Annotated in this window: 23 protein-coding genes; 11 read left to right on the forward strand and 12 right to left on the reverse strand. The window is 70.4% G+C overall.

Annotation, left to right across the window (positions count from 1 at the left end; genetic code table 11):
- Positions 1-42: 42 nt before the first annotated feature.
- Genes E1289_RS01630 through E1289_RS01640 form a run of 3 tightly spaced genes read right to left on the reverse strand, consistent with a single transcriptional unit; the run spans position 43 to position 3,547 of the window.
- Positions 43-1,842 (reverse strand): choline/carnitine O-acyltransferase, encoded by a 1,800-nt coding sequence (locus E1289_RS01630; protein ID WP_207928717.1) that lies wholly within the window; start codon positions 1,840-1,842, stop codon positions 43-45.
- A 23-nt stretch (positions 1,843-1,865) separates the two neighbouring features.
- A complete protein-coding gene (locus E1289_RS01635; protein ID WP_131974477.1) occupies positions 1,866-2,675 on the reverse strand; it encodes a class I SAM-dependent methyltransferase in 810 nt (269 codons plus the stop codon).
- An 8-nt stretch (positions 2,676-2,683) separates the two neighbouring features.
- Positions 2,684-3,547, reverse strand: coding sequence for an arpA protein (locus tag E1289_RS01640; protein ID WP_131974479.1), 864 nt, complete (start codon positions 3,545-3,547; stop codon positions 2,684-2,686).
- 307 nt (positions 3,548-3,854) lie between these two features.
- On the opposite strand from E1289_RS01640, the gene E1289_RS01645 reads away from it, so the two are divergent.
- The 3 genes from E1289_RS01645 to E1289_RS01655 all read left to right on the forward strand — a co-directional run bounded on the left by E1289_RS01645 (position 3,855) and on the right by E1289_RS01655 (position 7,530).
- Positions 3,855-5,678, forward strand: a complete 1,824-nt coding sequence (locus E1289_RS01645; RefSeq protein WP_131974645.1) for a serine/threonine-protein kinase — start codon at positions 3,855-3,857, stop codon at positions 5,676-5,678.
- 68 nt (positions 5,679-5,746) lie between these two features.
- Complete coding sequence (locus tag E1289_RS01650) at positions 5,747-6,235, forward strand: MSMEG_6728 family protein (protein WP_131974481.1); 489 nt, start codon at positions 5,747-5,749, stop codon at positions 6,233-6,235.
- Positions 6,236-6,309: 74 nt separating this feature from the next.
- The gene (locus tag E1289_RS01655) at positions 6,310-7,530 is read left to right on the forward strand and encodes a PP2C family protein-serine/threonine phosphatase (RefSeq protein ID WP_131974483.1); all 1,221 of its coding nucleotides are present in this window, start codon (positions 6,310-6,312) and stop codon (positions 7,528-7,530) included.
- A gap of 21 nt (positions 7,531-7,551) precedes the next feature.
- Here E1289_RS01655 and E1289_RS01660 read toward each other — a convergent pair whose 3' ends face one another.
- The 4 genes from E1289_RS01660 to E1289_RS01675 form a co-directional block, all read right to left on the reverse strand.
- Positions 7,552-8,532 carry an alpha/beta hydrolase family protein gene (locus tag E1289_RS01660; RefSeq protein WP_131974485.1) on the reverse strand — a complete coding sequence of 327 codons (981 nt, stop codon included), beginning with the start codon at positions 8,530-8,532 and terminating at the stop codon, positions 7,552-7,554.
- 318 nt (positions 8,533-8,850) lie between these two features.
- A complete protein-coding gene (locus E1289_RS01665; protein ID WP_243712545.1) occupies positions 8,851-10,197 on the reverse strand; it encodes a hypothetical protein in 1,347 nt (448 codons plus the stop codon).
- Positions 10,197-10,451: a hypothetical protein gene (locus tag E1289_RS01670; protein WP_131974487.1), complete on the reverse strand. Its 255-nt coding sequence runs from the start codon at positions 10,449-10,451 to the stop codon at positions 10,197-10,199. Before E1289_RS01670 ends, E1289_RS01665 begins: the two co-directional genes overlap by 1 nt.
- Positions 10,452-10,553: 102 nt before the next feature.
- The gene (locus E1289_RS01675) at positions 10,554-10,832 is read right to left on the reverse strand and encodes a hypothetical protein (RefSeq protein WP_131974489.1); all 279 of its coding nucleotides are present in this window, start codon (positions 10,830-10,832) and stop codon (positions 10,554-10,556) included.
- 195 nt (positions 10,833-11,027) lie between these two features.
- Here E1289_RS01675 and E1289_RS01680 point away from each other — a divergent pair, with 195 nt between their 5' ends.
- Entirely contained in the window at positions 11,028-11,996 is a 969-nt protein-coding gene (locus E1289_RS01680; protein ID WP_131974491.1) for a TIGR03557 family F420-dependent LLM class oxidoreductase, read from the forward strand.
- Entirely contained in the window at positions 11,993-12,406 is a 414-nt protein-coding gene (locus E1289_RS01685; RefSeq protein WP_131974493.1) for a hypothetical protein, read from the forward strand. Before E1289_RS01680 ends, E1289_RS01685 begins: the two co-directional genes overlap by 4 nt.
- Here E1289_RS01685 and E1289_RS01690 read toward each other — a convergent pair.
- Both E1289_RS01690 and E1289_RS01695 read right to left on the reverse strand, forming a co-directional pair.
- The gene (locus E1289_RS01690; protein WP_131974495.1) at positions 12,381-12,722 is read right to left on the reverse strand and encodes a MerR family transcriptional regulator; all 342 of its coding nucleotides are present in this window, start codon (positions 12,720-12,722) and stop codon (positions 12,381-12,383) included. The genes E1289_RS01685 and E1289_RS01690 overlap by 26 nt on opposite strands.
- Positions 12,723-12,823: 101 nt before the next feature.
- Entirely contained in the window at positions 12,824-13,261 is a 438-nt protein-coding gene (locus tag E1289_RS01695) for an Hsp20/alpha crystallin family protein (RefSeq protein ID WP_131974497.1), read from the reverse strand.
- 317 nt (positions 13,262-13,578) lie between these two features.
- Between E1289_RS01695 and E1289_RS01700 the strand changes: the two genes are divergently transcribed.
- Positions 13,579-13,896 carry a hypothetical protein gene (locus tag E1289_RS01700; protein ID WP_131974499.1) on the forward strand — a complete coding sequence of 106 codons (318 nt, stop codon included), beginning with the start codon at positions 13,579-13,581 and terminating at the stop codon, positions 13,894-13,896.
- A 105-nt stretch (positions 13,897-14,001) separates the two neighbouring features.
- On the opposite strand, the gene E1289_RS01705 is transcribed toward E1289_RS01700, so the two are convergent.
- Complete coding sequence (locus E1289_RS01705; protein WP_207928718.1) at positions 14,002-15,270, reverse strand: M14 family metallopeptidase; 1,269 nt, start codon at positions 15,268-15,270, stop codon at positions 14,002-14,004.
- Positions 15,271-15,943: 673 nt separating this feature from the next.
- Between E1289_RS01705 and E1289_RS01710 the strand changes: the two genes are divergently transcribed.
- Positions 15,944-16,429, forward strand: coding sequence for a hypothetical protein (locus tag E1289_RS01710; RefSeq protein ID WP_131974503.1), 486 nt, complete (start codon positions 15,944-15,946; stop codon positions 16,427-16,429).
- A 252-nt stretch (positions 16,430-16,681) separates the two neighbouring features.
- On the opposite strand, the gene E1289_RS01715 is transcribed toward E1289_RS01710, so the two are convergent.
- Both E1289_RS01715 and E1289_RS01720 read right to left on the reverse strand, forming a co-directional pair.
- On the reverse strand, positions 16,682-16,945 hold the full coding sequence (locus E1289_RS01715) for a DUF397 domain-containing protein (RefSeq protein ID WP_131974505.1): 264 nt from the start codon (positions 16,943-16,945) through the stop codon (positions 16,682-16,684).
- A complete protein-coding gene (locus tag E1289_RS01720; RefSeq protein ID WP_131974507.1) occupies positions 16,942-17,739 on the reverse strand; it encodes a helix-turn-helix transcriptional regulator in 798 nt (265 codons plus the stop codon). Before E1289_RS01720 ends, E1289_RS01715 begins: the two co-directional genes overlap by 4 nt.
- A gap of 233 nt (positions 17,740-17,972) precedes the next feature.
- Here E1289_RS01720 and E1289_RS37930 point away from each other — a divergent pair, with 233 nt between their 5' ends.
- The 4 genes from E1289_RS37930 (at position 17,973) to E1289_RS01735 (ending at position 20,411) form a co-directional block, all read left to right on the forward strand.
- On the forward strand, positions 17,973-18,149 hold the full coding sequence (locus E1289_RS37930; RefSeq protein ID WP_165970293.1) for a hypothetical protein: 177 nt from the start codon (positions 17,973-17,975) through the stop codon (positions 18,147-18,149).
- Positions 18,146-18,460, forward strand: coding sequence for a hypothetical protein (locus E1289_RS01725; protein ID WP_131974509.1), 315 nt, complete (start codon positions 18,146-18,148; stop codon positions 18,458-18,460). Before E1289_RS37930 ends, E1289_RS01725 begins: the two co-directional genes overlap by 4 nt.
- Positions 18,457-18,657: a hypothetical protein gene (locus tag E1289_RS01730; protein ID WP_131974511.1), complete on the forward strand. Its 201-nt coding sequence runs from the start codon at positions 18,457-18,459 to the stop codon at positions 18,655-18,657. Before E1289_RS01725 ends, E1289_RS01730 begins: the two co-directional genes overlap by 4 nt.
- Before the next feature lie 215 nt (positions 18,658-18,872).
- Positions 18,873-20,411: a TIGR02677 family protein gene (locus tag E1289_RS01735; RefSeq protein ID WP_207928719.1), complete on the forward strand. Its 1,539-nt coding sequence runs from the start codon at positions 18,873-18,875 to the stop codon at positions 20,409-20,411.
- Positions 20,412-20,460: the final 49 nt, after the last annotated feature.

Raw genomic sequence — 20,460 nt, forward strand, 5'->3', positions numbered from 1 at the left:
TGTCACCGGCCCGCGAGCCGGGCCGGTGACACCCGGTGGCGGTCAGGCGAGCAGTTCGCGGAGTTCCCGGACGGCCTCGCGGAGGCGGTCGGCGAACACGTGCATCGCGTCCGCGACCGGCTGCGGCGTGCTGAGGTAGACGTTGAAGCGGTCCGGGAGCAGGACGTAGGCGACGCCGATGCACTGCTCGCTGGTCGACCCGAAACCGAAGTACCGGATGTTGACCGACGGCGCCGAACTGGTGCTCAGGTAGTCGTCCCGCATCGTCACCCAGCCCGGCGACTCGAACAGGCGGAGCGGCTCGGTGACGCCCAGTTCGGCGCCGCGCCGCCGCTGGATCAGCTGCAGTTCCCAGAGGTGCTGCTCGGGGGCCTGCCCGCTCTGGCACTCCTTGGCGCGCCGGACGTGGGCCTCGGCGGCGGCGCGGAACGCGGCGCGGCGGGTCTCGGTGCCGGCCTCCGGGTCCTCCATGAGGTCGACGAAGCGCAGGACCTCCGGGGTGACGACGCGCATCGCCTCGGTGCGCCCGTGCCGGTACTGGCGGGTCGCGATCGACTCGTAGGTGGCGCCGGTGATGCCCTTCGCGCGCCGGTGCGCGAGCTGGTAGGCCATCTGGACGAACGCGTCCGGCGACATCTTCAGAGGCTTGATGTGGGCGGAGCCGAAGTCCTCGAACGACACGGTGGCCGTCGCGGTCGCCGCGCCGTAGGCGGCGAAGGCCGCCGCGGCCTCCTCGATGTCCTCCCGCAGGGCGTCGTCGAGGACGAACTCGATCGGCTCGACGACCGGGAGCCCCTGCGACACGGCGCCCGAGCGCCGGGAGACCAGTTCGGCCGGTGCCTCCAGCAGCGCGTCCACGAAGGCGAGGATCGTCGTGCCGTCCAGGCCGCAGTGCTCGACGTTGATGCCCGCGGTGCCGTCACCGAAGACGACGAAGGACACGGCCTTGTCGAACCAGCGGTTGCCGCTGTCGCCGTGGAGCAGGTGGTCGCAGGCGTCGAGGGTGTTCTTGGGGACGAAGTTCTCCAGGCAGACGCAGAACAGCGCCGTCTCCACCTCGTCGAGGGCCTCCGCGTTGCGGGGGTCGAGGGCGGTGAGGGCCCGGCGGCTCTCGGCCCACTCGGCGCGGGCCTTGGTGGTGAGGTGCCCGGCGGACGGTTCCGGTGCCGCCTCCGCCTTCATGATCGTCTGCAGGCCGGCCATCAGCTCGTCCAGCGTGTGCGGGTGGCCCTCCGGGCCGAGGACGTCCATCCTGATCATGTTGCCGCGGAAGAACACCACGATGTGCCGGGCCCGCGACGGCCCCGGCCACTCCGCGGTGTAGGGGGCGCGGACGGAGTCCTGCTCGGCGCCGGGGATGCGGGTGGTGGAGAACAGGAACCTGTGCTGCTCCATCGTCAGCGGCCGGCCGCGCTGTACGGCCGGCGGGACCTCCTCGGCGTCCAGCCGGAGCTTGTAGTCGAGCGCGGCGGCGATGAGCCCGGCGGCGCGCTCGACCTGTCCCTCCGCCGACTCCTTGAACAGGAAGAAGAAGTTGGCGTTCAGGGCGATGCGGTCACGCCGGCCGAGGTAGCGGTACGGCCAGAAGGTGTCGAGCCAGCTGTGCACGCCCTCCGCCGCGTCGTAGCGTTCGAGCGCCGCCTGCAGCGCGCGGCCGGGACCGTCCGGGCGGGCGAACTCCGCCAGCGCGGACTCGGTCCGCGCCCGCTCCTCGGCGGTCAGCAGCGGTCCGCACCACTCCATGAACTTCGCGCACGTCGCGTCGAGCGTCGGCAGCGGCACCCGCGGCAGGTGCTCCTCGTTGCCGAAGGTGCGGGTCGAGATCTCTTCGCTGGCGTTCACTTCGATCCTCGTGTTGTCAGTGCTCAGGTGCACGGCTTGGAGATGTAGAGCTGCGCGTAGAACCAGCCGCCGGTCTCCAGCCCGGCCGGGTCGACGCCGGCGGCGGCGAGGCGGTCCAGGACGAGCGACCGCTCCCGCGGCGTGGCGAAGCGCCGCTGCCGGAACAGCCCGTCGTGCCGGACGGTCTCGTACCCGGCGGCGGCGAGGGTGTCGGCGATCGGGTCGAACGGGAACATCCGCAGGACGAAATGCGCCATCCACGGCCGGTGGCCGTCCTGCGCCTCGACGATGCGGGAAATGGTGCGCTCGGTGACGTAGCCGAGGCAGCCGGTGGAAATGACCAGATCGGTCCCCGCGAGCTGCGCGCGCTGCTCGTCGGTCGGGTCGCCGTTCTCCAGATCGGCGTGGACGGCGCCGTCGAGGAACCCGGCCTCCAGCGCGTAGGAAAGGGCCTCTTCCGAGGCGTCGAGACCGAGGAAGCGCAGGTCGTCAGCGGGTTCATGGGAACGGATCAGCTCCCGGTCGCGGGCCAGCAGCGTCGCGCGGGTGTGCCGGTGGGCGTCGCGGCCGCCGTAGCGATCGTACAGCTCGCCCATGGTGGCGCCGTATTTCACCAGGGCCGCGTTGATGCCGTAGGAGCAGCCGATGTCCAGAACGGTCGGTCGCGGCACCCCGGACGCCTGCCGGTATTCCGCGATGAACCGGCGGAAATGCGGTTTCGCCAGTTCCGGGATGTCGTAGTCGAGTTCGCGCAGCGTACTGAAATAGGCGCGGGGGTCGGGCGAGGTGTAGATGTGGTCGAGCGAGATCTTTCCGGTGGTGTCAACGCGCACGCGGTCTCCTAGTCCAGCAGCCGGTCCACCCGGACGGCGCGCCCCTCCGCCGCCAGGTGTGCGGGCAGGACGCGGCCGAAGAGCTGCTTCGTGCGCGCGACGCTGCCGATGACCCCCGGACGCTCGCTGTAGGCGAGGATCGCCGTGTGCCGAGCGGTGTTCCCGCCGACGGTGCTCACCCTGTGCAGCGAGTACCGTCCCTTGAAAAGCTGCAGGTCGCCGGGGCGCAGCGCCAGCCGGCGGATGAGATCGCCGCCGTCGCCGGTGAGTACCCTGCGCACGTCGCCGAAGTTCTCCGCCTCCGCCGACCTGATGTTCGGGCAGTACTCGAAGACGCCGCCCTCCTCCGATTCCCGGGTGAGGAGGCTGACGGTGAACTCGTTGGTGTCGAAATGCCAGGGATGCTCCATCCCGGGCTTGACGACGTTGAGGCAGAGCGCCGACAGCGGGTCGGCGAGCTCGTGCACGCGCGGCAGCCCGAAGCAGGCCGCCACGAACTGCTGGAACAGCTCGTTGGAATAGAGCCGGTGGACGATGAAGTCCGCGGGGATGTGGTCCCGGGCGACGAACGCGTTGCCCCGCTCGATCGTGATACGGCCCGGGTGGTCTTCCGGCAATGGGGTGCCGACGTCGACGTTGTAGGCGTTCACCGTTTCGACGTCGTAGTGGGCGCGCGGCGCGATCGTCGCGCATTCCGCGCTCAGCGCGTCCTGCAGCGCGGGCCGGATGAAGTCGGGAAGCACGCAGCAGCCCGATTCGGCCAGCGCGTCCCGGGTCCGGGAAACCGCGGCGTCCCATCCGGGGCCGCCGGGATCGGTCAGCGGATAGCGGCCGGTGTCGACGACCTCCGCGAAATCCTCCGCCGCGCCCATGAAGATCCTTCCGCCTCGGCCGACCCCAGATGGGTTTAGCACAGTCCTTCGGGCCATTCATGGCCGCGCCTTTCCAGGGTGGTTTGTCAGAAACCGACAAGCCGGGCCGGTGACCTGTGCCTTCGAACGGTCCCGGACGCGCGCGCCCGCCGCCGGCGGTGTGTCCCATCTCACCCGTCCTCCAGTGGCCCTGTCCGAAGGTGGCACCGAGGGCGTGTTTCCGCGAACATTTCGGCGCGCGGGGACGTCACCGGTCGGTGGGGTTCGAGCAGGAGCCGCGCGCTCCAGAAGCACGGGGGTGACCGGGATGGAATGGCGGCTGGCGGAGTTCACCGAGGACCGCGAGCTCGGCCGCGGCGCGCAGGGCCGGGTCGTCCTCGCCCGGCACACCGCGACCGGGGCCCCGGTCGCGATCAAGTACCTCGGGCGGGGGGACGCCGCGGCGGTCGCGGGGCTGCGCGCCGAGGCGCAGATGCTCGGCCGCCTGACCAGCCCGTACGTGGCGCGCCTGTACCGGTTCGCGGAGAGCGAGCACGGCGCGGCGATCGTGATGGAGGCGGTCGACGGGGTGGCGCTGAAGGAGGTGCTGCGCGAGCACGGGTCCCTGGCGCCGGAGGCGGCGCTGCTCGTGCTGAAGGGCTCGCTGCTCGGGCTCGCCGCCGCCCACGCCGTCGGGGTCGTCCACCGCGACTACAAGCCGGCGAACGTCGTCGTGCGGCCCGACGGGCTGAGCAAGCTCGTGGACTTCGGCGTCGCCGTCCTGGCCGGGCACGGCTCGTCCGCCGGGACGCCCCTCTACATGGCCCCCGAGCAGTGGCGCGGCGAGCCCGCCACGCCCGCCACCGACGTGTACGCGGCGACGTGCGTGTTCGTCGAGTGCGTGACCGGGCACCGGCCGTTCGCCGCGGCGGACCGGGCCGCCCTGATGAACCGGCACCTCACGGCCCCCGTCGACGTGGCCGGCGTGCCCGAGCCGCTGCGCCCGCTCGTCCTGCGCGGGATGGCGAAGGACTCGGGGGAGCGGCCCCCGGGCGCGGCCGAGTTTGTCACGTGGCTGGAGTCCGCCGCGGCCGCCGCGTACGGGAGCGACTGGGAGCGGCGCGGCGTCCGCGCGCTGGCCGCCGCCGCGGTCGCGCTGGCCGCGCTGTTCCCGCTCGGCGCGCTCACGGTCGCCCCTGCGTCCGCCGGGGCCGGGGCGGCCGGTGCGGCCGGGGCGTCCACCGCGGGCGCGGCGGGCGCGGCCGGGACGGGCGGCGGGGCCTCCGCCGGCGCCGTGGGGGCGTCCGTCGGCAAGGGCTTCCTCGCCACGGCGGCCGGCAAGGGGACGATGGCGGTCGCCGGCACCGCCGTGGTCGCCGCGACGGCGGGCGGTGCGATCTACGCCGGGCGGGACGGCGCCGAGCCCCCGCCCGCCCCGGTCGTGACGATGGCCGCGGACAGCCGGACGCTCACCGGCGGCCCGGCGAGGATCGAGATCCAGAACGCGCGGTACGCGAAGGTCACCGGCCTGGGCGACCCGGACCTGGAGCGGCGGATCAACGCCGAGCTGCGCGGCCCGCTGGACCGGCTGATCGAGATGGCGCGGGAGGGCGCCCGCCAGACGCCCTGCGCGGGCAGGCCCATGCAGATCGGGACCGAGACGACGCTGGGGCTGCGCGGACCCCGCCTGGTGTCCGTCCGGTACTTCCAGCTCTCCGACTGGTGCCAGCAGGCGGACGGGTCGCCCGGCGGCGAGGTCGTCACCGTCGACCTGCGCACCGGCCGCAGGCTCACCGCCGCCGACGTGTTCCGTCCCGGCACGCTGACGGCCGAGGGGGTGCGCCGGCTCCAGGCGAGCGTCGAGCAGCGGGCGCCGGCCGAGCCCCGATGGGAGAACTGCAGCCCCGACGGGCGGTTCAAGGTCGCCGACTTCCTCCCGAGGAAGGCGCCCACCGCACCGGGCAGGGACACCGACCCGCCCTACCTGACCCCGTTCCTCACCCAGGCCGAATTCCGCATCGCCCATCTCGTGGGCGGAAGCGACGGCTGCGCCAACCTGAACTTCGGCGCCCCGTACGCGAGCGTCCGCGACCTGCTGAAACCCGAGATCGCCGCGGCGCTGCCCGGCGGCCCGTCCCCCGCCCGGAGCTGATCGCACCGGACGCCCGCCTTTGCGGTCTCTCGACGCTCGCCCGCGCGGTCCCGGGTAGGGGACGGGGCGTGCAGACCTTCCTGCCGTACGCGGACTTCGCCGCCACCGCCCGCGTCCTCGACCCGCGCAGGCTCGGCAAGCAGCGGGTCGAGGCGATCCAGGTGCTGCGCGCCCTGACCGTGCCCGGGTACGGCTGGCGGCACCACCCGGCGGCGCGGATGTGGACGGGCTACGAGGAGGCCCTCGTCCGCTACGGCCTGGAGGTCTGCCGCCACTGGTGCGACCTCGGCCACGGCGACACGTGCGCGGGGACGCTGCTGGCCGACCTCGAAGGGGCCACGGGCGTGCGGCGGCCGCGGGACCAGGGGCGGCTCGCCGTCGCCGGCGAGCTGCCGCCCTGGCTGGGCGACGCCGGGTTCCACCTGAGCCACCGGTCGGCCCTCGTCCGCAAGGACCCCGGCTTCTACGGCGCTCTCTTCCCCGGCACCCCGGATGACCTGCCCTATGTGTGGCCCGTCTCGGACCGCCGGCCACATGGGAAACGTCCAGACGGGTAGTGGAAGGCCGGAGCACTACCGAGCGGACGGGACCACTACCGAGCGGACGGACCACGGCCTAGGGCGGCGAACCGATGCTGAGAGAGCTGGTGGCGGCCAGCCACCTGATGTCCATGGAGCAGCTGCCGGACGCCGTCGCCCGGCACGCCGCCGACTCCGGCCTGGGCGACGTGGTGATCTACGTCGCGGACGTGCGGCAGACGGTCCTGCGGCTGCTGACGGGACGCGGGCACGACGCGGGGCAGGACCCGGGCGACGAGATCCCCGAGTACAAGGTCGAGGGCACGCTGCCGGGGCGCGTGTTCCGGACCATGCGGCCGGTGAAGGGCCAGGTGTTCGACGACGGGACCTGCCATCGGTGGCTCCCGATCCTGGACGGGGCCGAGCGGGTGGGGGTCCTCCGCGTCACCGCCGGCGAGGACGACGAGCAGGCGATGGACGACGCCGCGTACCTGTCCGGCCTCGTGGCCCTGCTGATCGTCAGCAAGGGCCCCTACAGCGACTCCTATTCGCGGCTGATTCGGACCCGGCCCATGACGGTGTCGGCGGAGATCCAGTGGCGGCTGCTGCCGCCGATGACCTTCGCCAACGACCAGGTGGTGATCGGCGCGGCGCTGGAGCCCGCCTACCAGCTGGGCGGCGACACCTTCGACTACGCGCTGGCGGGCGAGACCGTCCACCTCGGCGTCTTCGACGCCATGGGCCACGACACCACCGCGGGGCTGACGTCCAGCCTCGCGATCGCGGCGTGGCGCAGCAGCAGGCTTAGGGGCGCCGGGATTCCCGAGACGGGCCAGGCGATCGAGGAGGAACTCGTCAGGTACGACGGATCGGGGCGTTTCGTGACGGCCGTGCTGGCGGAACTCGACATCCAGTCCGGCGTTCTGTCGTGGGCCTCGTACGGGCATCCCGAACCGGCCGTCATCCGCGGCGGACGGTGGGTGACCACCCTGAACTGCCGGCCCGGGACCCCGCTCGGCACCGACCTCGGCGTCGAGCCCGAGCTGTGCAGCGAGCAGCTCCAGCCGGGCGACCGTGTCCTGCTCTACACCGACGGGATCGTGGAGGCCCGCGACCCGCAGAAGCGGGAGTTCGGCCTCCACCGCTTCGTCGACTTCATCATCCGCCACGAGCAGGACGGGATGTCCGTCCCCGAGACGCTGCGGCGGCTCATCCACAACATCCTCGACCATCACGCGGGACACCTCGACGACGACGCCACCGTCCTGCTCGTGGAGTGGAACGGCCCGCCGGGAAGCGACGAGGACGCGATGGACGCGCTGCGGCAGACCTGAGCGCCCTCCCCGCCGCGGCCGCTACGTGCGGCCGAGGGCGTCCAGCAGCATCGGGTACGCCTCGTGCAGCCCACGCTCCCAGTACGGCCAGTCGTGCTGCCCGTCGAAGAAGCGGGTGGTGACGGGGATGCGGAGGCCGCGCAGCCGCCCGGCGAACGACCGGGCGTGGTCGTGGGCCGCGGCCTCGACCGGGTCGGTGAACGGCATCCCGCCTAGCGGCCCGGCCTTGCCGTTGCCGCTGGCCACCCACAGCCGGACGCCGCGCAGCCGCCCGGCGAGGTCGGCGGGGTTGTGCGCGCGCCAGATCGCGGCCTGGGCGTCGGGGTGGCCCCACACGCGGCGCCAGTCGGTGCCGGGGCATGCGAGCGCCGGACCCCAGCCGGTCGAGCTCTTCCCCGGCTCGTGGCCGAGGAGTGTGTCGAGGTATCCGCTGAACGCGGCGGCGGCCTCGAACATGCCGGGGAAGCGGGCCGCGTACAGCATGGCGCCGAGACCGCCCATGGAATTACCGGCGATCACCCGCCTTTGCCCGGCGTTGTAGTCCCGTTCGAGAATGCGTCGGAGTTCGGTCATGTGGAACGTCTCCCATTGCGGGGTTCCGCCGTCCCCGTAGTTCCACCAGTCGGAGTAGTTTCCGCAGCGTCCGCCGTTCGGCATGACGACGATGACGCCGGTGCGGGCGGTGAGTTCGGCGACGTCGGTATCGCGCGTCCAGGCGGTGTATCCGTCGACTCCGCCGTGCAGGAGCCAGAGGGTGGGCCAGGTTTGGCCGGTGTCCTTCGTCCATCCCCGCGGGAGGAGGAGCCGGACTTTCTCGGTGCGGCCCATGGCGGGGGAGTCGATGGTCAGGTCCACGGTGCGGGGCGCGACCGACGTCTCGGCGACGACCCGGGGTCCGGTGCCCGCCAGCGCGGTGGAACGATCCACGACCGGGGCGGGGACGAGCGGTGCGAGCAGGGCGAGGGCCGCCGTGCAGGCGGCGGCGGTGACGCGGTGAAGCAATGCGGAGCCTTCCGGGAAAGGCCGGACAGGGTACGCCGGCCTTCGAAAAGGGGGGTGCCGTCGTGCGGCGGATGTGCGACCCCGGAATCGCCCTCGACTCCGGTCGCCTTCGGGCGGGGATGGGCCCGGTGATGATCGTGCTCGGCAGGGGACGGGATGGGGTGGATCTCGCTACTTACTCGGAGTAGGTTCCCGTCGTCCGCGATCCCGAAGCTTCTTTTGTAAAGCGTATAAAATGCATTACCGGCCGCTGGGAAAGGATGCGCCGGGCGCCCGCATGGGGCGCCCGGCGCACCGCTGGAACCCGGGCGTGGGTACTCAGGAGTGCGGCATCGGGTCGGGGGAGGGGCCGTTGACGTACCGGACGGCCCACCGCACCAGCTGCCGGCCCAGGCTGTACAGGATCAGCGCTACCCCGGCCAGCGGCAGGATCAGCAGGATGATCTGCAGCCCGGACGTGAGCAGTTGCAGCGCGCCCGCCCCGTTCGCGGCGTCGTGCGCGAGCTGGCGGATCATCGCCCAGTCCTTGGCGATCAGGGCGGGGACCTGGCTGATGATGAGGCCGATCTGGAACGCCAGCGCCGGGATCACGGTCAGCACCCAGACCGTGACGAAGATCTGCGGCCAGCGCTTGAGGTCCCGCAGCCGCGCGTCCGCCGGGCGCCGCAGCAGCGTCCGCCGCAGGATCGGCCCGATGTACTTGAACAGGTCGGGGATGCCGATGAGGTCCGACATGATGTAGTACCCGTCGAACCTTAGGGTCGGCAGCAGCTGCTGGATCATCTGGAGGTTGACGTACAACACGGTGACGAGCAGCGGCGCGTACCCCGTCTGCAGGTACAGCAGAGCCAGCCCGACCACGAAAATGGCGTTGAAGTACACGCCGGCGAGGTCGGCGCGGAGCCGGCCGCCGCGCCCGAGCCGGTACGACTCGGTGATGTCGGTGTAGAACGCCGGCCACACCAGGTAGATCCCGCAGCCCATGACCCCGGGCCGGACACCACCGTACCGGCACGCCGCGGCGTGTCCCACCTCGTGGAACGCGCACGACGCGATCCCGAGCCCCAGGACCAGCAGGATCGTGACCGGGTTGAGAATCGTGAACGACAGCGCGCCGACCATCGACTGCGAGAACAGCAGCCAGCTCTCGCTCACCAGGAACGCGACGAGCGCGAGCGCCAGCACCGCGGGCCGGAACAGCCACGAGAACAACCCGGCGATGAACCAGGTGAACGACTCGGGGAACACGGCGACCTTGAACTTCAGCGCCAGGAACGGGTCGGCCTTGACCACCGGCGGCGGCGAGCCGTCACTGTAGGTGGTGACACCGAGCGGGGCGAGCTTGCGGTCGACGAGGTAGACGATCTGCTCGGCGGTGAGCCGCGCGCCGGCCTCCTCGCTGACGGCCTCGGCCACCTGGTCGAGGGCCCGGCCGACGTCCTCACCCGCGAGGTGGCGGTGGTCGTGCAGGGCCTTGGCGACGATGAAGAGCAGCGGTGGCAGCCGGGCGAGCTGCCGGTTGGGCAGCAGGACGAGCTGAGGCGGCTCGCGGTAGCCGGAGTTCTTGAACTCGCCGACGAGTTCCGCGCCTTCGGCGAGCGCGGGCAGGACGAGCGCGGCCGGTGGCTCTGTGCCGTCCACGGACGGCGTGGCTGGTGTGCCCATCAGTCCTGGTGGACCACGGTGCCCGGGACACAGGTCAGGGTGGAGGACGCCGGTTGGGCGAGCAGGCCGGTGCCGAGCAGGCCGGTGGTTCCGGACGAGTAGGTCGCCTGGCACGCGTAGACGATCGTGGTGGTGCCGGAGCCGTCGCCTCCGCGCGGCAGGGCGGTGGACAGCAGCAGCCGTTCGGGGAGGATCTCGGGAGTGAGCCGGTCCAGTTCCGCGTAGGAGAGCGTTCGGGTGCGCGTAGGGGTCATCGTTCTGAGCCTTTGCGTTGTCGGGAGAAAAGGGGGAAGGGCTGGCGGGCGAACGCCAGCCCTTCCCTTGCGGGCGTGAGCCCGCGGTCATGCTCGGTCGGATCAGTGACCCGAGACCACCGTGCTGCCGGCGCAGGTGAACGAGGAGTTGTGGACCGGCGCGAGAACCGCGGCCACGCCCTGGCTCGAGTTGATGACGCTCTGGCAGTTCGGCACGACCGCGGTCGTGCCGCCGTCGCCGTTGCCGCCGCCGTGGTTGAGGTTGAAGTTGGCGTTCTCGTTCTCGCCGCCGCCACCGACGAGCAGGGTCGACAGAACGGCGCGCTCGGGCAGGACCTCGCCGGTCAGCTGCTCCAGCTCGGTGTAGGTGTAGGACTTCATGTGGTTCCTTTTCTTCCTTGTCACGCCCGGATCTCAAGGTGGATACCGGATGTCCCTTGCCTCACTGCAGGTCGCAGCGAGATAGCTCTATGTATACCAGAGGTCACTCAATGTAGCCAAGAGGGGCGTGTCGCGTCTCCGGACCACGGACCGGCAGTGACGATTCAGCGCGTCCGGGCGGGTATGCGAACGGGCATGGAATTCGGATACACGCTGCTCTGCGAGCAGACACCGCCCAAGCAGCTCGTCGCCGACCTGGTGGAGGCGGAGGAGGCGGGCTTCGACTACGCGGCCGTCTCCGACCACTACTTCCCGTGGCTGGAGGACCAGGGCCACTCCGCCTACGCCTGGTCGGTGCTGGGCGCGCTGGCCCAGGCCACCCACCGCATCCCGCTGATGACGCAGGTGACCTGCCCGATCATGCGCTACCATCCGGCCGTCGTGGCGCAGAAGGCCGCCACGATGGGCGTCCTGTCGGACGGGCGGTTCACGCTCGGGCTCGGCGCGGGCGAGAATCTCAACGAGCACGTCGTCGGGCGCGGCTGGCCGTCGGTGGACGTCCGGCACGAGATGTTCGCGGAGGCCGTCGAGATCATCCGGGCGCTGTTCGGCGGCGACTACGTCAACTACCGGGGCCGGCACTTCACCGTCGACTCCGCGAAGCTGTACGACCTGCCGGACCGGCCCGTCCCGATCGGGGTGGCCGCGGACGGCCCGCGCGCCGGACGGCTGGCGGCCCGGCACGCCGACCTGCTCATCTCCGACCAGCCCAACGGGGACGTCGTCGACCTGTTCCGCAACGAGGCCGGCGCGGGCAGACCCGTCTACGGACAGATCCCCGTCTCCTACGGCTCCGACTACGACGAGTGCAAGGAGCGGGCGCACCGCATCTGGAGGTTCTCGTCGCCGGGGTGGAAGGTGATGGCCGAACTGCCGGGCCCGGTGAACTTCGAGGCCGCGGTGCAGACCGTCCGTCCCGAGGACGTGGCCGGGGCCGTCCCGTGCGGTGACAACGTGGACGACTACGTCGAGGCCGTCCAGAAGTTCGCGGACGCGGGTTTCACCCACCTGTCGATCTGCCAGTCCGGGGCCGAGCAGCAGAAGGACTTCCGCACGTGGGCGGAGGCCGACCTTCTCCCGGCCCTCCGCGAACGTTTCGGTTGATCCGGGGTCGTCTACCTGGGGTACGGCGCGGACGGCAGGCCCGTCGCGGTGACGGCGGGACGGGCGGCGGGACCGGCGGCGGCTCCGGCGGCGGCTCCGGCGGCGGCTCGGGGCCGACCGGTCCCACGGCGCGGATCGATTTCTTCACCGTCGGCACCGGCGCCGCCTGCGAGGACGGCGACGGCTCCCCCTTCCGGTACAGGATCACCGGCAGCGAGAACCCGACGCTGATCAAGTTCAGCATCTACTTCGACGGCCGTCTCGGCAGGGGGCACCCCATCCAGTTCCAGGCGGACCCGTCGTTCAGCACCAGCGGCATCCAGGCCGAAGCAGCGGGAACCCACACCTACCGGCTGGTCCTGCAGGGCCCCAGCCAGCAGGAGATCACCCGGACGGTGAAGGTCTGCTGACCTGGGGCCCCGAGGTCGCCTCCAGGCGGCGGGCGAGCTCGTCGCGCTCGCGGGTCACCTGGGCGAGTTCGTGCTGGAGTTCGATGATGCGGCGGATCGCGGGCAGCGTCATGCCCTCGTCCATCATGGTGACGACCTGCTGGATGCGGCCGATCTCGTGGCGGCTGTAGCGGCGCTGGCCCCCGGCCGAACGTTGCGGCGAGACGACCTGGTGCTGGTCGATGCGGCGCAGGAACGCCTGCTGCACGTCGAGCATGTCGGCGACCTGTCCCACGGTGAACAGGGCCGCGTGCTCGTCGTCCATGGGCAGCTTCACACGCCCCTCCTTCTCCCGCCTCTACGGCCAATGAGACCGCGGCCCTGTCCCGGTGTAGCGCGGGACCGGGCCGCGGGTGATCCGTCGCCGGATGCTTCCGGTCAGCTCTTGAGCGCCTTGCGGCCGCGCTCCGCCTGGACGGTGACCTTGCGGGGCTTGGCCTTCTCCAGGACCGGGATGCGGATGGCCAGGACGCCGTTGTCGTAGGCGGCCTCGATCGCGTCGGCGTCGAGGTGCTCGGCCAGGTAGACGCGGCGGGTGAAGGACCCCATGGTCCGTTCGCGGATGAACGGCCGCTCGTCCTCGCCGATCTCCTCCTCGCGGTGCGCGGTCACCGACAGGACGCCGCGGTCGACGGTGATCTCGACGGAGTCGGGGTTCACACCGGGCAGGTCGAACCGCAGGACGACGTCGTCGGCGCGCCGGATGCCGTCCATCGGCATGCCCGCGCCGGTGCCGTTCCCGGCGGACTGGCGGAACGCCCGGTCGAACTGGCGCTCGAACTCCTGCACGAACGGGTCGATCGACGTCAGCAGCATGATGCTTCACCTCCGAAGATGCCCGGGCCCCGGAGGCCCGGATGCCTGATCGCCACAGAAGGAACTTGCAACTCAGATTGTAGGAATCCTCTTGTCAGACGTCAAGTCTCTGTCTCGCAGCCTGCTCCTGCCTGCACCAAGATACGTCCAGTCGCCGTACTCCCGCGGCATACGAGGGGATGGGCCGAGCTCTGCACGGCGGCCCTGGTGGATACCTCCAGCCGCACTTGACAAGCTCCTGCACGTCTGGGTATAGGAATGGTGTAGTCGGTCGATGACCTGGTGAACGTGCAGAGGGTTTCCGGGGAGTGATCGAGATGCAGCGCCTCGTGCCGCGGCGGGTGGACCGCGAGTTCGCAGAGCTGATCTGCGCCGACGAGCAGTGGCTGAGGGACGAGTTCGACGCCCTGGTCGCGGCGAGTTTCGGCGGACCGCCCACCCGGCCTGGGCCGCCCGCACCTCCCTGGACGCCGCCGGCCGGGCGACCGTGGCGATATCTCCCGTTCTCGTTCCCGGCACCGCCCGCTGTGCGGCGCGCCGCCCGGCCCGCCGGGAGCGGCCTCCCGATGCGGCGGCAGCGCTCACCTCCGGGGGACGACCCGGTGCGCGTACGTCACGGAGCAGGAAGACCGTAAGGAGGGCTATCGCTGCAGAGAGTCGTCAGCTGAAGTCTCGCTCTTTTCGCATCTGCCAGGACCGGCGGGCGGCGACCGCCCGCCGGTCCTTTCATGCCCGTGGGGTCAGGCGGCGCAGTACTGGGCCTCCTTGCCGATCGACCGGTAGGGGCAGTCGGCGTAGTCGGTCAGCCGCAGCAGGGCCTCGCGGCTGCGCTGGACCTCCCGGTCGATCGCGGACGGCGGCGGGTAGAAACTGCCTCCGCCCAGCTCGAAGGTGTAGGAGAAGATGCGGTACTGGCCCCACGTCCAGTCGATGGTGGTGCCGTCGGTGATGTACAGGTCGCTGGACTGCTGCGGGACGAAGCCGTTCGTCCCGGCCAGTTCCCGGCCGATGGTGCGGTGGGCCAGCTCGTCGTCGGCGGTCATCGTCCCGGGGACGGTGTTGTTGTAGGTGTAGCCGAACGGCCACAGCACCAGTTCCGCCTCGGAGTGGATGTCCAGGAACATCTTGATCTGCTGCGTGCCGCCTACGACCCGGCTCCGCACGAAGTCGGCGATCACCTTGGTCTCGGGGGCCGACTCGGCGCGGGTGCCCCGGTAGGTCTGGCTGGAGCCGCTGCCGGACGAGCCGCCGCAGCAGCCCCAGCGGTAGGCGAAGTTGCGGTTGAGGTCCGTGCCCGTCGAGGTCGAGTTGGGCTGGCGGTTCTTGCGCCACCACCGGCCGGCGGAGGTGTCGCTGGTCATGTCGTAGACCTGGCCGTCCGGGTTGGTCATGGGCATGATGTAGATCTCGCGCCCGTTCACCAGGTTCCTGATGCGGCTGTTGCCCGCGTACCCGCTGGTGAGCTGCCCGATGTAGTCGAGCGCCTGCTCGGCGGTGAGCCGCTCGCGCGCGTGGATGTTGGCGATGATGAGCACCTCGGGCTCGTTCTCGTCGGCCGCCACGTTGTCGCTGATCTTCACGCCGACGATGTCGCGTCCCTGGTACGACCTGCCCGCGACGAACTGCCGCGCGATCTGCGGGTACGCGGCGACGACGGAGTCGACGTTCTGCCGCATCTCGGCGTACGTGTGGTACGACGTCGCGGCCTTGGTCTCGACCGGGGCCGGGGACGCGGGCGGCGCCGCCCGCACCGTGTAGCCGAGTCTCCGGATCGCCCGCACCTCCGCCGGGATGGCGGTGACCGAGAGCTCGCCCGTCCGGACGTCGTCGATCGCCGCCCCGGTCCGCGCCACCTCGGTGCGCTGCTGGGCGGTGCCGGGACCGGTCACCACGTACTGCGCCGCGGCGTCCGGGGCGGGGGCGGCCGCGGCCGCGGGGGCGAAGGTCAGGATCAGGGCGAGTGCCGACGGGATGGTGAGGAGGGAGCACAGTTTCCGTGCACTGTTCATACGGGCACCTGCATTCGTGCTGCGCGCCCGGCGATCGCCTTGCGGGATGCCTGAAGGAAGCGCACGGGCGCTGGGGGGTGCCGTCACCATGAACGGGAACGGAACGCTTGACAATGGCCGGCCGGCCGCCCGCCCCATCGGCGGAAACCCCCGGCCGGAGGCGTGAAAGGCCAGGCCAGGGTTCCCGCGGGCCGGGTCGCCGCGGCCCCGGTTCAGATCAATCGATGCCGTTGTGAAATTTCAATGGCCCATCGAGATGCGCTGTTCAAGCTGTAACAGGTTCTCATCCGGGTCGGTTCCCGTGCTGGTACCGAGGGGTTTCGGCCCGGCCTCTCCTGGGTGCGGAGCGTGACCGTCCTTGCCGGGGCGACGAGCCGGTGACGTCGATTTATGGACATCTCGTATCGCGATTTACGGCCGAGTTGTGACCGGAATACCGGATACTTTGATTGGGTATTGACCAGAACATCACCTTTGCTTACCTTGTTAATAGAACGCGTTCTACTCGTTGGGGCCCGTGTCGATGCGGACACGGCCGCTCCGGCTCCCGTCCTCGAAACATGCCGCCCCCGCCGTCCATTGGCCACGGGCGTGGTGGCGCATGGGTCGAAGGGCTCCCACCCCGTTCCTTCGGGTGCAGGCGCGACGCCCACCGTTCGAAATGAGGACCACCTTGTCCCGCACCACGAAGAAGCTGGCCGCGATCGCATCGACCACCGCCGCGGCCGCCCTCACCGTCGCCGTGACCGCCACCCCCGCTATGGCCTGGACGGCCGGTGACTTCACCGCCACGCTCAACGGCACGATGGTCATCGACGCGGGCATCGCCGCCGAGTGCACCGGCTCGACGCTGAGCGGCACCATCGACGCCAACGGCAACCTCACCATCACCTCCGCCTCGGTCAGCGGCTGCGGCGTCACGGTCACGCCCAACAACCTGCCGTGGTCCGGCAGCCTCAACAACGGCGTCGCGAGCCTCAACGGCTTCTCGATGAGCGCCATCGGCTGCACCTACGGCGGCAACCTGTCCGGCAGCTTCAGCGGCACCGACCTCCCGGTCACCGCCACGTTCGCCGACCAGACGGTCAACAAGACCAGCGGCTGGCTGTGCCCGGGCTCCGCCACCGTCACCGCGACGTACGACTTCGCCGCGGCCTGACCTCCGGTGACCGGCTCGGCCTGACGTCAGCCGAGCCGGTCCCACCACCGTGACCCCGGCCCCCACCCCGCCGGGGTCACGGCACCGGAGACCGGATCGTGCCGCGGACGTGAGGGGGCCGGGCACTACCGACAACGGAGACTGTCCCAGGAGGGGCGGCGCGCGGTGATGGCCGTGTGCATGGCAGGGGCCTCAATGTGACGAACCCCCGGCCGCATCTGGCCGAGGGCTCGCGGAGTCGAGCGGGGGGCGTCAGGTGAGGTCGTGCGCGCTGCTCTTGACCGAGCGGGTGAACGCCGACCATGCCGAGGCACTGAAGGTCAGCTTCGGCCCCTCCGGATCCTTGGAGTCACGCACACCGACCATGGGGGCAAGGTCCGCCACCTCAACGCAGTCGCCGCCCTCATGGCCGCTGTAGCTGCTCTTACGCCAGAGACCTGCCACCTCGACGCAGTTCCCCCCGGAATGGTCGCTGTAGCTGCTCTTACGCCAGTGAACGCTGGGCATGTCCTTCATAGGCTCTCCATGACAGCAGTTATCAAGGCTCGCGACTCGCCGACAGGCAGTGCGTAGCCTCTCAGCAAGTCATACCGTACGACATACTCGGGTACCCTCGTCGGCTGTTCAATGAGCATGCCCATTCCCGCTGACTCTGTGTAAGCGACATTTATGCCGTCGTTGAAGCCGAGAAGAGTGAAGCTTCCGGTCAGGCCGGGGTAGTAGCCCACGTCCTGTGGGACTACCTGGATCATCGTGTTGGGGCGCTCGCTTAGTTCCAGTAGAAAGCGGAGCTGCTCGCGCAGGACTGTCTTGTCGCCGACTACCCGCCGGAGGACTCCCTCATCGAGGGTGAACCACACATGAGGGCTGTCTTGCCTCGTAAGAATTTCCTGTCGCCTGAGTCGTTCTTGTACGAGTTCGTCAATGCTGGGGCCGTCGAGGGACGCCATCATGGAACGAATGTAGTCCTCGGTTTGGAAGAGACCATTTACCAAGAGTGCCGAGTAGACCCTGACGGCATCAGCTTTCTTCTCGCGCTCCTGATACTCGACGAAGCCCGGCGGGAGAGTGGTCTGGACCTCGACTTCATTGGCGAGCTTCCAAAGGCGGTGAAATAGGCCGTCCGTCCTGAAGAAGGTATCGAGATCTTGTGCGCTCTGTTCAGATACCTTGCGGCCGCTCTCCATCGTGCTGATCCACTGCGGGGTGCAGCCGAGAGCGTCGGCGAGCTCCTTGCCTGTAAGTCTGGCCTTGTCACGCATGCGGCGGAGTTCCGTGCCGAAGAAGGTGCGCGCTCGATTTTCACCCATTTGGAGCCTCCGGGGAGTTGACCAGCGAGGGCTGGTTGAGTTGATCTTGGCTCAACTTGACCGGCGGTGTGGAACGGTCACTGGCGCACTTTAACCCGGACCATGAGGCTGTTCGCAAACTTTTCGCCGCAACGACAGACAACGAGGTCCCCGACATGTCAAAGAGGTCGATATCGAATAATTACGAAAAGACAGGGCAATTGCCCCCGATGTCCGATTGGCGGGGTGAGCGATTGGACGACGGATTCCGTGCGCACCGCCTCACCGGCCTGAGCGACTACCAGACGCTCAACGGCTGCCTGAACGAGGTGCGGGCGCAGGACGAAGGCGAACTGTGGCTGCTCTGCGACGCCCAGACCCGGCTGTCCGAGCGGATCGCTCTTGCCGAGTCCACGAGGAGGCGGCCGTGAGCATTCCCGAGCACGAGTCCCCAGCCGTCGAGTCGTACGTGCGGTTGAAGGCGCTCGAAATGCACCTGAGGGCGCACGGCTTCACGACTCACCACGTGGCCGGAGGGCTGGTCGTCCGGAACACGACGTCCACCGCGCGGACCTGCTGCGGAGCCCGAGGGGTCGCGGGCGACACCGTCACCTGCCGGCCTAACGAAGAGGACGGGAACCGCTACTGGTTCTTCACGTCGTGGCAGCAGCCGATCGCCGAGTCCGAGCGCATCACCGACGCCCTGGTGATGATCAAGGGCTATCTGGGAGCCCCCGCTTGAACGCCTCGGCCTACCGGGCTTGGCGGCCCAGCACGGCGGCCTACCTCGCCAAGCTGAGGCGCGAGTTCCCGGCTTTCGGCATCATCGCCGATCCGGACCGCCCCATATGGATGGCGGTCCGGGGCGATGACGTGTTCATCAGGGCCACGGACGGCTACGTCCTCCGCCAGCGGCTCCTGGAGATATCGGATCAATGAGCCTGGCCGGGCCGGCTACCTGCTGCTGAAAGCGGCCGCGTAGACGGCGGCCGGGCTCGACCCGGTTCCCGGGGAAGTCTGTGCTCGTGCACTTCTGCGTTCTCCTGGTTCCTGCTGCGCCGCCCATCTCCAGATCTCCGTGCTGGAGAATTTCGCCGGGGGACATGCGTAGGCTCGATCCGTTCCCGTGAGTCGTGCCGAGAGGAGAGCGGGGGATGGCGTTGCCGCGGGTGCCGGAAGGGATGTTCGACTTCACCACCACCGGGCTCGCGGACCTGCACACGGCGGTCATGTACGCGTTCGGGGAGGCGAACGAGCGGCTGGAGACGTCGCTGACGTTCGACCAGGTGCGGGAGCGGCTGCGGCAGGTCGGGTTCTACGCGCCCGTGGACGACGCCGGGCTGACGCGGGCGCTCGGGCAGCTCGCCTCGTGGGGGCTCCTCGACGTCGTGCAGAACCACGCCGGCAGCTACGCGACGGCCGAGGAGTACGAGCGGAAGAACCTCCAGTACTCGCTGACGCGCAAGGGCGAGGCGGCGTTCGCGGGGGTGCAGCACGCGCTGGCCGTGCTGAGTTCGTCCGGGGCGCTGCAGACGGCCGTGCTGGACGCGATCGCCGACCGGCTCGGGGAGTTGGGCGAGCTGCTCAAGGACGACGACCCAGGCGTGAACCGCAGGATCTTCACGACGCTGCAGGAGCTGGAGGGGCACCTCGACGCGCTGCGCAACAACACCAAATCGTTCAACGGCGAGCTGCAGCGGCTGATGCGGGCGGAGGGCGCCGACCTCACGACGTTCAACGACGTGAAGGGGGCGACGGTCGCCTATCTGCAGGAGTTCGTCACCAACCTGGACATGCGCGCCGATGCGATCAGTGCCGCGCTAGAGGAGGTGGAGGTGCGCGGCGTGAGCGTCCTGCACGGCCGGGCGCTGGACGGCGCGGAGCTGCCGCCGCTGCAAGGTGACGACCCCGCGGTCGCGTGGCTGGCCGCGCGCAGGGCCAAATGGGATGGCCTCCTCCTGTGGTTCCGGCCGGAGGAGGGGACGCCACGGGTCCGGCAACTGCACGACGTGGCGCGACGGGCGATCGTGTCGCTGCTCCAGGTGCTCGACCGGATCACCGAGTCGCGGCGGCGGTCGTCCAGCGCCGCGTCCGACTTCCGGACCTTGGCCCGGTGGTTCGCCAACGCGCCGTCCGAGGACGACGCCCACCGGCTGTGGGGGACGGCGTTCGGGCTGACGTCTGCGCGGCACGCCCACCTCGCCCACGCCGACGGCGAGCCCATCCCCACAGCGGCGAGCTGGGAGGAGACGCCGCCCGTGGAGGTGTCGGCGCTACTGCGCACCAGCGGGCGCACCGAGCGGGTGGGGCGGACGGCCAAGGTCCGCGACGTCCAGGCCCTGCGCGCCGAGCGGCGCGAGCGTGCCCGGCGAGAGCGGGCGGAGCTGGAGGCGGCCTGGCACCGGCTCGCCACCGACGGGGCGCTGCGGCTGTCGGCCTTCGGACGGGTCGAACACGACACGCTGCGCCGGCTCCTGGACCTGATCGGCCGGGCCCTCGCGGCGCGTCCCGACTCGGACGGGCTGCGGCGGGCGCTCACCTCGGACGGCCGTATCGAGGTGCGGCTGTGGCCGCCCCCGGACGGCCGAACCGCGGAACTGCGCACGGCGAAGGGACGCCTCCAAGGCCCCGACTACCTGGTGGACATCCGCTTCCTCGCAGCCGGGCCGTTCCGCAGGGTGTCGGGCGCATGAGCGCAGCGAACCGGGGGGTGTGGGGGGTCGCCCCCCACGGGAGGCAGGC

The organism is Actinomadura sp. 6K520, assembly GCF_004349245.1.
Taxonomy (GTDB): domain Bacteria; phylum Actinomycetota; class Actinomycetes; order Streptosporangiales; family Streptosporangiaceae; genus Spirillospora.